Genomic DNA, 12,020 nt, shown 5'->3' with positions numbered 1-12,020 from the left:
GGTGGGCGGGGAGATGGTGGTCGAGGGCGCCCAGGTGGTGGTCGGCGACGTGAACCGCCCGGCGGAGGAGATCGGCTACGAGGTCCTGTGCCGCCGCCACCACCGCCGCCGCATGACCTCGGCCACGGCCCACGCGGGTGCTCTCTCCCCGGACGTCCTCCCGGTTGCCGGCGTCTGAGCCCGTCGTCGAAATAGGGAGCCGGGGAAAGGGGCACCGTTCCTCTCCCCTGTTACCGCAAGGAGCCGAGCCGCTCGGAGTTAAGCATGGAAAGAAACACGGGGAGTTTCTCCACCGCCCTCTTCGAGACCTCGGCCGTCTGCACAGAGTCGCGCATGTGGTCCGTCACCGTAAGCCAATAGATGCCGTCCTCCTCGATGAGCTCGGCCGAGTACAGAAGTGATTGCATCGATACATCCGTGTCGTGTCGTGTCGTGTCGCGGTGCGGTGCGGTGCGGTGCGGTGCGGGCCGATGGTCTTTCGCCTTACCGCTCGGCGTTCATGGCGTCAACGAGGCTCTTCGGGCGCATGTCAATCCACGTGCGCTCGATGTACTGCAGGCACGCCTCGCGGGTGCCCACGGGGTGGGCGACGGTCCAGCCGTCCGGCACGTCCGCGAAGGACGGCCAGAGAGAATACTGGGCCTCGTGGTTGACGAGGACGAGGAAGGTGCCATCGCTGTCCTCGAATGGGTTGATCATGCTCGTCTCCCGGTTCGTCGGTGCGTCGGCCGCCGCATACCCTGCTCACTGCTTGGCGGCTCCAGCGGGGCGCGCCTTGGCAGTGTCCTTGGATTCGGACCCGCGCGACATCTCGGCCGCGATCACCTCTGCTGTCACCTCGGCAGCGAGGTCCTGAATTTCTTCGTTGGTCTCATGTGCGACCCGCTTTACCTCCATGACGAGCCCGACCGACGTCTTGACGACGCCCCGCATGAGCGGCTTGGCGATTCTCTTGACCAGGGGAGCGGCGAGGAGACCGATCAAGAACGGGGGCACTACAGGCAGCATGTAACTTCCCTCTCTTTGTGCGCGGGACTCACCATTTTTGAGCTGTCGATAAAAACAATGCGGCCACTAACATCATGAAGATGATATTTTCTCCCCCCGTCGACAGCTTCGATGGCGAAGGCCCTGTTGATATCAGAGACCTGTCAGCAGCATGGTTGCACTCGCGTGCCGGCCGCGCGGCGTTCAGCGATCACCTTCGCCACATCGAGTGAAGCAATGATCGGATTCCACCCAAAGGGATGTCCGGGCCGTTCTCTCCGCGTGGAGAGCTGAAGGAGTGAATGCCCGGCCCCGGGTGGCTCATACAGCGGATATCACGCGCCGCTTCACGGCCGGCGCGGGTACATGACGCTCGACGGCCGGCCGTTGTTCAGCACGGCGAATGCCGATCGCAGCGGTGCGCCGCCGAGCCCTGCCTATGCCCGGAAGGTGGCTGGAACGCCGGAAGGCCTCATGCTCCGGGCAAGACTCAAGGAGAGACCGTCATGCTGCCTGTCACCCCCTTCCTCGCAGGTGTGATCGTGTCACCGTTCGCCAAGCGGATCGTCAAGCCCATCGTGCGAGGGGTGGTGAAGACCTCAGTGGGACTGGCCATGGACGTCAAGCAGGCGTCCCTCTCGGTCCGCGACGAGGTACGCCATGCCGCAGCCGAGGCGGCCGGCGGTAGCCGCCCCGTCGAGATCGCAAAGGCCCCCAGTGCTGCGGACAGGGCCGTCCCCGCCAAGGTGCGGAGCGACCCCACCAAGGGCCGGTGACTGTTTCGCCCCCGACCTCGGCCGAGGCCCTGCCGGATCAGGAGAGCACTCTCTGGCCCGCCTGCAAGCTCCACAGCCCGGCGTACGTGCCTGCGAGCGCGACCAGGTCGTCGTGGGTGCCCTGCTCGGCCACGACGCCGCCAGGGCCCAGGACGTAGATCTGGTCGGCGTCGCGGACGGTGGAGAGCCGGTGGGCGATGACGACCATCGTGCGGTTCACTCCGAAGGACTGCAGGGCGTGCCGGATGGCGGCCTCGGTCTCGTTGTCGACCGCGGAGGTGGCCTCGTCGAGGATCACGATCGGCGGGTTCTTCAAGATGGTGCGCGCCAGGGCAATACGCTGCTTCTGCCCGCCGGACAGCGCCGCGCCGTGCTGTCCGACCATGGTGTCGTAGCCGTCGGGCAGGGCCTCGATGAACGTGCCCGCCCCGGCGGTGTGTGCGGCGGTGATGAGCTGCTGCTGGGTGGCGTCGAACGTGCCGTAACGGATGTTCTCCGCGATCGTCGCGTCGAAAAGGAACGGCTCCTGGCTGACATAGCCGATCGCGCCGCGCAGGTAAGGCAGTGCGAGCTCGCGCACGTCGAAGCCGTCGAGAAGGACCAGTCCGCTGTCGGCGTGCCTGAAGCGCATCAGCAGTTTGGTGATGGTGGTCTTGCCGGCGCCGGTGGCACCGACGATGCCGGTGACTTTGCCGGGGGAGATGGCCAGGGACGTATCGCACAGTGCCGGTGGGCGGCCGGGGTAGGCAAAGGTCACCCTCCGAAGCTCGATCTCTCCCCTGACCTGCTGAGCGGGCAGTCGGCGGCCGTCCGTGCCGGGCTCGACCGGCAGGTCGTTCAGGCGCTGCACCCGGTCGAAGGCCGCGAGCGTGCGCTGGTACTGCGCGGTGATGGCACCGAGCCGGGACAGCCGGGCCACCGCCATCCCCGGCATCTCGATCAACGGTCCGAAGGCCGAGGCGGGCAGCACGCCATTGAGTACGGCCCGGCCGCCGATCAGCAGCGTCCCGCTCAGCGCCGAGGCCGCGCACAAGCGCACGATCTGACCCTGCGCCGCCGAACTGCGGTCGGTGCGACGGTTGGCCTCACGGTTCTCCCGGCTCAGCTCGGCGATGCGCGAGGTCTCGCACTTCTCGGTGCACGCGGCCTTCACCGTGGTGTGGGCCTGGAGGTTGTCGGCGATCCGGCTGTTCAACCGCGTCCGGTGCTCGCCGGAGACGCCGTGGTCGGCGACCGCGCGCTCGTGGAAGCGGAAGGAGAGCCACGTGACCAGGGGGATCGGCGCGAAGGCCATCCAGGCGAGTTGTGGAGCGAGCAGGAGGTAGACCGGGATGAGGAGGGCGATGCTGGTGACCAGCTGAACCACGTCGTGCATGTGGGAGCCGATGAAGGATCCCAGCTGGCTGATGTCCTCGGTCAGCACGCCGGTGACCCTGCTGGTGCGCTCGTCCTCGAGATCAGCCGGCGCGAGGGCCTGCACGTGGTCGTAGGTGCGCCTGCGCCAGTCGTCCTCGACGGTGTGTCCCAGCCTGCGCCAGGCGACGTCGGCCGTGTATCCCATGGCCGTCGTGGTCAGGCAGGACAGTCCGATCGCGCCGGCGAGTACGGACAGCTGGGCCTTCGCACCGGCCACGCCCAGACGGGCCAGTGTCGCGCTTTCGCCGCGCGCGAGCAGCAGCACGGTTGAGGGGACCAGCGCAAACAGGGTCATCTCCGCCAGCATGGAGAGTACGGACAGCAGCGTTGCCATGGCGAACTGGCGTTTGTGTCGACCGATGATGCGTCGTAGCGGGTGGCCGCGCGTGGCCGTCCCGCTTGATGGCCGCGCACCGTCGGATCGCCGCCAGGCGCGTCTTACGATGGCCGCCGTCGCCGCGGCGGCAAGGCCCAGGCCCACGAGAGGGTGGGCCAGCAGTCCCAGGCAGAGCCTTCCGCAGCCCAGAGCCACTGCCGCCGCCACGCCCACCCCGGTGCCCGCCGCCGCGATCGGCGTCCGTCGGGCCACGCCGCGGCGAACGCGCCTGCCGGTGCTGTGCTCGGAAGCGAGGATCGGGCGACGGACCCCGCTCTCCTTGCCCGGCCGTGCGGCGGGCACAGCGGCGACAGGCAGAGCCGAACCGTCGGCCGAGGGATCGCAGAGATGGGTGAGGGCCCGGTCGACCGCCAGGTGCAATGCCCAGGCTGCCTGCCGTGGGCTGGTGCCGGGGCTGTGCCGCACGAGCACTCGGCCGGTGATGGGGTTGGCGTGTGCGTCTGTGATACCCGGCGCCTGCCGGAGCGTGGCCTCAACCAGTCGGGCGAGGGCCGGCCTTCCGCGGATGACCTCCGCGTCCCAGCGCTGGCGGCCCGGGATGATCGAGCGGGGCCTCAGCAGTCCTCGGGCGACGAGGGGACGGGAGATCGCCTTCCCGGTCGTCGGCTCTGCGAGCGATGGCATGTCGGGCAATCACCGGTTCCAGGTCTGGCCCGCTGTGGGGCGTGGCAAGGGCCGCGTCCCGCAGCGGAGCGGCCCTGAGAGGTGTGCGAGGGGCGGAGTCAGGTCGCCGGCCAGGTGGTGGCCTGGTCAAGGTGCGCGGCGAGGATCGGGGCAATGCGGGTGAGCGCGTCCGGTTCGGTCATCCGGTGGTGGCCGACGGGTACGGGGTGTGTCTCGATGCGCCCGGTGACGTATGGCCGCCAGACCTCTGGACGGGGGGATTCCGGGTGGTCTTCGCGGGTCGCGGTGAACAGCAGCAGGTCGGCGTGGACGCGGTCGGGTGTGTGCAGGTCAGCCAGCAGCATGATGTGCCGTGCTGTGGCGACGACCGCGTTGATGTGGTGTGGTGTCAGGCCGGCGAGTGAGTTGCCGCAGTCGCGCAGCGCTTCGGCGGCCAGGCCCGAGGGCAGCGGTCCGAAGGGCAGCGCATCGGGGGCGCAGCCAAGGGCGTTGACGAGTACCTCGCGCTCGGTGGGCATGGTGGGCGCGGTGGATTCACTGGTCGCCGGCCGCGGTGCGGGGTAGGAGTCGAGAAGCGCGAGCAGGCTGGTGGTCTCCCCGAGTCGGTTCAGTTCGGCGGTGACGGCGTGGGCGAGGAGTCCGCCGGCGGACCAGCCAAGAAGCTGGTAGGGGCCCTGAGGCTGGACCTTGCGGATGTGTTGGGCGTAGTCGGCTGCCATGTCCCCGATCGACGTCGCCCGTCGCTCGGGCTGTGCGAGGGTGGGAGCCTGGATGGCGTACAGCGGTTGGCCGGGGGGCAGATGACGGAGCAGACCGCTGTAGGACCAGCCGATACCGGAGGACGGGTGGATGCACCAAAGGGGCAGCCGGTTACCCTGCGGGCGCAGCGGCAGCACGACCTCGAGGGCGTCGTCGAGACGTCCAGTCCCCAGGCGACCGGCCAGGCCGGCAACGGTGGGGGCTTCGAAGAGACTGCGCAGGCCGATGTCGGTGCCGAAGGCATTGCGGATGCGGGAGATGAGGCGGGCGGCCAGCAGCGAGTGGCCGCCGAACGCGAAGAAGTCATCGTCGATGCCGACGCCGGGCACACCCAGCACCTCGGCGAACAGTTCGCACAGCACCCGCTCGGGCGGGGTGCGCGGAGGTCGTCCGGCCACGACCGCCCCGAAGTCGGGCGCGGGCAGCGCCGCCCGGTCGAGCTTCCCGTTCGCAGTCAGCGGCAGCGCCTCCATGAACACAAACGCCGCGGGGACCATGTGTGCCGGCAGCTGCCCGCGCAGATACTCGAGCAGCGGCCCTGCCTCGGCATCGGCTCCGGCCGCGGGCACCACACAGGCCACGAGCCGGTCCCCTCGCGCGGTGATCGCGGCCTGGGCGACACCGGGGTGTGCGGTCAGGGCGGCTTCGACGTCGCCGGGCTCGATGCGATGCCCCCGAACCTTGACCTGGTCGTCCGCCCGCCCGACGAACTCAAGGACGCCGTCGGCCCGCCACTTCGCCAGATCGCCGGTGCGGTACATGCGGGCTCCCGGCCCACCACGGGGGTCGGCTACGAACCGCTCCGCGGTCAGGGCCGGCCGCTTCAGATAACCCCGCGCCAGCCCGGGCCCGGCGATGTACAACTCCCCTACCACTCCCGGTGGCACCGCTTGCAATGCGGCGTCCAGTACATACGCCCGCGCACCGCCGCCTGGACGGCCGATGACCGGGGTCGTGGTGTCACGCAGCCGGGCAGCGACCGCGTCGACCGTGCACTCGGTCGGCCCGTACATGTTGTACGCCGTCAGCCCGTCCACGACCCGCAGTTCCCGCCACAGTCGGCTGGGCAATGCCTCGCCACCGAGTACGGCCACGCCGGGCCGCCACCGCTCGTTGGTGAACAGGCCCCTGTCGGCCAGTACGCGCATGTACGAGGGGGTGGCGTCCACCGAATCGATCCGGTTGTCCACCAGCCACGCCGTGAGCCGGTCTGCGTCCGCCCAGGTATCGGAGTCGGCCACATGCAGCTCGTGGCCATCCATGAGGGCTGCCAGTTGTGCCCACGACGCGTCGAAGGACACCGACGCGGTCAAGGCCACCCTCAGGCGTCGGCCGACCCGCTCCGCCGCGGGCCCGAACACGGTGGACCGGTAGTTGGCAGCCACGTTGACCACGCTCGCGTGCCGGGCAACGACCCCCTTGGGGCGGCCGGTCGACCCTGAGGTGTAGAGGACGTACGCAGGGCTGTCGGGCAGCAGGCCCGTTGCAGGGTCAGTGTCCGCAAGCGCCGCCGGCACCTGGGCGGTCTCTGGTGTGTCGAGCAGCAGACGCGGCGTGTGCGGCGCGATGTGGTCGAGGCCCTTTGTGGTGGCGGCGGTGCGGGTGTCGGTCAGCAGCAGCGCCGGCCGGGCGTCCCCGACCATGGCGGCGATGCGCGCCGCGGGGTATTCCGGGTCGAGAGGCAGGTAGGCGGCCCCGGACTTGAGTACGGCGAGGATCGCCACGATCAGGTCGGCGTTGCGGGGCAGGGCAAGGGCCACGATGTCCTCGGGGCCGATGCCGCGTGAACTCAGCGCGTGAGCAAGCTGGTTGGCCCGGCCGTTCAGCTCTCCGTAAGTCAGCGTGGTGTCACCGGCCACCACCGCGACAGCGTCCGGTACAGCTCGTACTTGTGCCTGAAACAGTTCCGGCACTGTGGCGGTCAGCGTGGGATGCTCCGTGACAGCGTCCGTCTGGAGCAGGAGGCGGCGCTCTTCCGGAAGCACCACGTCGATGAGACTGAAGGGCCGGTCCGGGTGCTGCACTGATCTGTTCAGCAGCCGCAGCCAGCGCGCGGCCAACGCCTCCACGGTGGCGTGGTCGAACACATCGGTGGAGTAGCGGATGGACCCGTCGAGGCCAAGGCGGTTACCGTCCTCGGAGTGCCGTTCGGACAGGGAGATGTCCAAGTCGAACTTGGCCGTTCCGGTCGGTACCGGTGTAACCGACACCTCCAGGCCTGGGAGTCCGAACGCGCCGGTGGGGGCCGCGTCGACGGAGAGCATGGTCTGGAACAGCGGGTGGTGAGAGAGCGACCTGGGGGGGTTGACCTCCTCCACCACGTGCTCGAAAGGTACGTCCGGGTGAGCGTAGGCGGCCAACGCCGTCTCACGGACTCGTTCGACGAGTTGGGTGAACGTGGGGTCACCCGAGGTGTCGGTGCGCAGCAGCAGGGTGTTGACGAAGAGACCGACGAGGTTGTCCAGGGCGCCGTCAGTGCGCCCGGCGATCGGACTGCCGATCGGAATGTCCGTGCCCGCGCCGAGCTTGGTGAACAGCGCGGCCAGACCCGCGTGCAGGACCATGAACAGACTCGCCCCGCACCGGCGCCCCAGCTCCGCCAGCCCCGCGTGAAGGTCCGCATCGATACGGACAGCGACCTCTGCGCCGCGGTGCGATGCGATGGCAGGGCGGGGACGGTCGTACGGCAACGCCAGCTCGGCGGGCAGACCGGTGAGAGCATGTGCCCAGTACGCGAGTTGGCGGGCGGCCAGGCTGTCGGGGTCGGAGCGGTCGCCGAGCAGGTCCTGCTGCCACAGGGTGTAGTCGGCGTACTGCAACGGCAACGGCGCCCACCCCGGTTCCCCGCCGCGGCGCCGGGCGCCGTAGGCGGCCCCCAGGTCCCGGGCCAGCGGTTCCATGGACCAGCCATCGCCCGCGATGTGATGCATGACCAGCAGGAGTACGTGCTCGGCGGAACCCAGTTCATACAGGTGAGCCCGTAGCGGCTCCTCCGTCATCAGGTCGAACGCGTAGGAGGCTGCCTCTGCCAGTCTCGACGGAAGTCCGCCCTCGTCCACCCGGGAGACCGGTACCGTCAGGCCTGTTGTGCACACGTCGGTGATCTGCTGACGGGGGACGCCGCCGGTCTCCGGGCAGAGGGTGCGCAAGCTCTCATGCCGGGTCACCACGTCCGCCAGCGCCAGCTTCAGGGCTTCCCGGTCGAGGTCGCCTGTCAGGCGCAGGGCGAGGGAGATGTTGTAGACGGCGCTAGGACCCTGCACGCGGTGCAGGAACCACAGTCGCTGTTGCGCGAACGACAGAGGGATCGTCTCGGGCCGCCGCCGGGGACTCGGTGCCCGACAGGCTTGTCCTGTGGAGTCGAGGCGTCCGGCCAGACCGGCGGCCGTGGGCGACTCAAAAAAGGTGCCCAGGTCGATGGCGGTGCCGAGGGTGGTGCGGATGCGGCTGATGAGCCGGGTGGCGAGGAGCGAGTGGCCACCCAAGGAGAAGAAGTCATCGTCTGCGCCGACCCGCGGCACGCCCAGCACCTCGGCGAACAGTTCGCACAGCACCCGCTCGGGCAGGGTGCGCGGCGCCTGGCCGCCTGCGGCCGTCCCAAGGTCCGGCGTAGGCAGAGCGGCACGGTCCAGCTTTCCGCTGGCAGTCAGCGGCAGCGCCTCCACGATCACGAACACGGCCGGCACCATCTGCGCGGGCAACTGCGCCCGCGCATGCTCGCGCATCTGCCCGGTATCGATTACGGCGCCCGTCGCTGCTACGAGATAGCCCACGAGCCGGTCATCGTGCGCAGCGACGGCGGCCCCGGCGACACCAGGATGGGCGGCGAGCACAGCTTCGACTTCGCCGGGCTCGATGCGGTGCCCCCGTACCTTGACCTGGTCGTCCACCCGGCCCGCAAACTCAAGCTCCCCGTCGGCACGCCACTTCGCCAGGTCACCCGTGCGGTACATACGTGTCCCCGGCGCACCGTACGGGTCGGCCACGAACCGCTCCGCGGTGAGACCGGCCCGGTTCAGATATCCGCGGGCCAGCCCCGCCCCCGCGATGTACAGCTCCCCCACCACTCCCGGCGGCGCCGGCTGCAACGCGGCGTCCAGCACATAGACCCGAGTGCCTGCGACCGGCCGGCCGATCGGCGGCGCCGAGGCCGAGGGGGTCAGCCGCCTGCTCATCGTCGCGCACACCGTGGCCTCTGTCGGCCCGTAGGCGTTGACCAGGCGTCGGCCTGGCGCCCACCGCGCTGCCAGCCCGGGCGAACACGCCTCACCCCCGACAGTGAGCGTCGGCACCGACACCGAAGAGGGCTCCACGGCCGACAGTACCGATGCCGGTACGGCGGCGTGCGTGACAGCCGTGCCCGGCTGGATGAGGGCCGACAGCGGATCGGCCGCGGGTGCGAGCACCAACGCGGCACCTGTCAGCAAGGCGCTGCACAGATCGCACACGGACACATCGAAGCTGGGCGAAACCAGCTGCAGTACGCGGCTGTCGGGAGTGAGGGCCAGATGCTCTACCTGGGCGGCGGTCAGGGAGGCGATGCCGGTATGGGTCACGACAACCCCCTTGGGACGCCCGGTCGATCCCGATGTGTACATCACATAGGCAGGGTGCCGGGGATCGATGACGATACCCGGATCGGAGTCCGGCTGCCCCTGCGACAGGGCGGCCAGGGCGTCCATGTCATCGATCACCAGGGCAGCGCGCGCATCGGCGAGCATGTGGTCGATGCGCGCAGTGGGGTACTTCGGATCCACCGGAAGGTACGCGGCCCCCGCTTTGAGCACCCCCACGATGGACACAATCAGCTCCACCGAGCGCGGTAGGGCGAGAGCCACGACGTCCTCGGGGCCGATGCCTCGGGTGATCAGCGCGTGCGCGAGCCGGTTGGCCCGCTCATTGAGCTCCCCGTACGTCAGGGTCGTGTCGTCGGCCACCACCGCGACCGAGTCGGGCGCGATGCGTACTCTGGCCTCGAGCAGAGCCGGCAGCGGCGAGCCCGGAACAGCGGCCGTGGTGGCGTCGCCCGCCCGGAGCAGGTGCCGCCGCTCATCGTCGGCCAGCAGGTCGAGCATTCCGACGGGCAGGCGGGGGTCGAGCTCTGCCATGTCATCCAGCAGGCGCAGCAGCCGCTGCTGGTGGTCAGCGAGATCGGCGTCGCCGTAGACGTCGGATGGGGCCTGCAGGTTTAGCTGCGGCCCGGCTCCGTCCCGGCGATCCGACACCGCGATGACCTGGTCGGCTCCCAGCCTGCGGGAGATGTTGTGCGCGGTGCACCGGTGGCCGGCGAACCTGATGTCGTAGTCGAATCGCATGATGTTGACCACCGGCGAGAATGCGGTGCCTGTTCCGCCTGGCAGCCTGAGATCGCGGCGCAGGTCCTCGCCGCGGTATCGCTGGTGGGCCACGGCCTCACGGATCCGGTCATCAGCCTGGGTCAGCAGCTCCGCCAGCGGCGCACCGGGCCGCACGGCCAGCCGTACGGGGACCACATTGGCGAGCAGTCCCGGGGTCGAACGGGTGGCCTCGTCCAGGCGGCCCGTCACGACCAGCCCGACCGACACGTCTCCCGCGCCCGTCAACCGGTGCAGGTACAGGGCCACTGCGGCGACCACGAACCGGGACCAAGGGACCCCCGCGCGCCGGGCTGCGGCCCCCAACACTTCCGGGCGCGGAAGCGAACGCAGCCCGGTCGTGCGGACGGCCCCCGGGGTCCGCTGTCCGGTAGCCGCGCACTCCGCCACGGGGGCGGCGTCCGCGCCGGAGAGTCCTGGCCGGGGCGGGATCACGGCCGCCCCCGGCCAGTCGGCCAGTTGCCTTGTCCAGTACTCCCGGTCGGCGGCATGGTCCGGCGACGCCCGGTACTCCAGATCTGCCTGCACCAGAGCCGACAGAGAACCGAACGGACTGGGACCGGCCGCCCGACCGGCCGCGGCAGCCGTGTACACCTCGGCAACGCGACGCGCGACGAGAGCAAAGCCGAAACCGTCCATCACCGCATGGTGGTAGGTGTGGCACCACCAGAATCGGTCAGGTGCCAGCCTGATCAATCCGAAGCTGAACAGCGGATCACGAGCCGGGTCCATGGGCCGGGCCAGATCCGCGGCGATCCACTCGTGTGCCGCTGCCCGCGGGTCGGGCTCGTGGCACACGTCGACGACCGCCGGCGCCCAGGACCGCTCGTGCTCGAAGACCTGCGCCACAGTGTCCTCACTGGGGACCAGGCGCACCAGCAGCGCATCGGCCTCGTCGACGACGCCGCGCAGCGCCGCCTCGAACACTGCCGGGTCGACTGGCCCGTGGATCTCCAGGTATTCGCCGATGCGAGGTGCCGCGCCCGCATCCGGGGACCGCTGCTCGGCGAACCAGACCTCGCGCTGTGCCGCAGTCGGCGCCAGTACGTGTGTCGATGCTTCCGCCGTGGCTTCCGGTGTGGGCGCCGGGTCGGAAGCGCTCATGGCGGAGACGTGACGACGGGACAAGGGGAAACCTCCTGAGTGTCCGAACTCCACCAGAGGCGGTACCCCCGATGTTCCAACCGCCCGGAGGACGGCGACCGCCCGGCAGCTCGCTGGGAATCCAGGGGCGGTGCTGCGTGCAGCCCGACAATGACAAACCCGCGCGAATAGGTCGTTGCTCGCGCCCTCTATCGTGCCAGCCGCACGGGCACTGGATCGATTCGTCGGCGGACAAGTCCCTCGTATGGCCCGCTTGGCCAGGACTGCGTGCGTCGCGGACAAGTGGCGGTGGCGAGACACCCTCGCGTCGCTCCGTGGCAGAGCCGAAGCCTGGCGCTGCGCGACACCCCGGAGGCGTCCCACGCCCGACCGTGACGACCCAACTCCGCTGAGCAGAACATCCACCCACCCGCAGTTGGCGGTTCAGGCGGTTGTGCCGAAGCCGGCGGTGGTCAGGCCCTGCCCGTGGAGCTGCGTGAGTCACCCACCAGATGGCTAATGGTCAAGCAAGAGCACTCTCGCAATCCAGCTGGGTCATAATCGGTCGGCGCGTGGGCTCCAGGGTGTGGTCTTCACTCGCGATGACCGGGCTGGTGAGGGCAA

5 protein-coding genes and 2 pseudogenes are annotated in these 12,020 nt (G+C 69.7%); 3 read left to right on the top strand and 4 right to left on the bottom strand.

Annotation, left to right across the window (positions count from 1 at the left end; all coding sequences use genetic code 11):
* Positions 1-178 (top strand): annotated as a pseudogene (locus ACGFYU_RS37665) (thymidine kinase); the annotation flags it as partial.
* Between the two features lie 305 nt (positions 179-483).
* On the opposite strand, the gene ACGFYU_RS37660 reads toward ACGFYU_RS37665, so the two are convergent.
* Both ACGFYU_RS37660 and ACGFYU_RS37655 read right to left on the bottom strand, forming a co-directional pair.
* On the bottom strand, positions 484-699 hold the full coding sequence (locus ACGFYU_RS37660; protein ID WP_365917601.1) for an MbtH family protein: 216 nt from the start codon (positions 697-699) through the stop codon (positions 484-486).
* A gap of 45 nt (positions 700-744) precedes the next feature.
* A complete protein-coding gene (locus ACGFYU_RS37655; RefSeq protein ID WP_365917602.1) occupies positions 745-1,008 on the bottom strand; it encodes a DUF5132 domain-containing protein in 264 nt (87 codons plus the stop codon).
* A 485-nt stretch (positions 1,009-1,493) separates the two neighbouring features.
* On the opposite strand from ACGFYU_RS37655, the gene ACGFYU_RS37650 reads away from it, so the two are divergent.
* Positions 1,494-1,763: a DUF5132 domain-containing protein gene (locus ACGFYU_RS37650; RefSeq protein ID WP_365917603.1), complete on the top strand. Its 270-nt coding sequence runs from the start codon at positions 1,494-1,496 to the stop codon at positions 1,761-1,763.
* A gap of 37 nt (positions 1,764-1,800) precedes the next feature.
* Here the strand turns inward: ACGFYU_RS37650 and ACGFYU_RS37645 are convergent, their stop codons facing one another.
* Both ACGFYU_RS37645 and ACGFYU_RS37640 read right to left on the bottom strand, forming a co-directional pair.
* On the bottom strand, positions 1,801-4,200 hold the full coding sequence (locus ACGFYU_RS37645; protein WP_393831808.1) for an ATP-binding cassette domain-containing protein: 2,400 nt from the start codon (positions 4,198-4,200) through the stop codon (positions 1,801-1,803).
* A 98-nt stretch (positions 4,201-4,298) separates the two neighbouring features.
* On the bottom strand, positions 4,299-11,417 hold the full coding sequence (locus ACGFYU_RS37640) for an amino acid adenylation domain-containing protein (protein WP_393831807.1): 7,119 nt from the start codon (positions 11,415-11,417) through the stop codon (positions 4,299-4,301).
* Between the two features lie 523 nt (positions 11,418-11,940).
* Here ACGFYU_RS37640 and ACGFYU_RS37635 point away from each other — a divergent pair.
* Positions 11,941-12,020: pseudogene (locus ACGFYU_RS37635) on the top strand (thymidine kinase); the annotation flags it as partial.

Source organism: Streptomyces sp. NPDC048337 (assembly GCF_043201175.1).
In the GTDB taxonomy this organism is placed as follows: domain Bacteria; phylum Actinomycetota; class Actinomycetes; order Streptomycetales; family Streptomycetaceae; genus Streptomyces.
Note: the sequence above shows the minus strand (reverse complement) of the source record. Positions and strands in the feature narration are given on the sequence as shown.

Coding starts and splice junctions, on each gene's coding strand:
- ACGFYU_RS37660 (WP_365917601.1), bottom strand. CDS start 699: ATGATCAACCCATTCGAGGACAGCGATGGCACCTTCCTCGTCCTCGTC.
- ACGFYU_RS37650 (WP_365917603.1), top strand. CDS start 1,494: ATGCTGCCTGTCACCCCCTTCCTCGCAGGTGTGATCGTGTCACCGTTC.
- ACGFYU_RS37645 (WP_393831808.1), bottom strand. CDS start 4,200: ATGCCATCGCTCGCAGAGCCGACGACCGGGAAGGCGATCTCCCGTCCC.
- ACGFYU_RS37655 (WP_365917602.1), bottom strand. CDS start 1,008: ATGCTGCCTGTAGTGCCCCCGTTCTTGATCGGTCTCCTCGCCGCTCCC.
- ACGFYU_RS37640 (WP_393831807.1), bottom strand. CDS start 11,417: ATGAGCGCTTCCGACCCGGCGCCCACACCGGAAGCCACGGCGGAAGCA.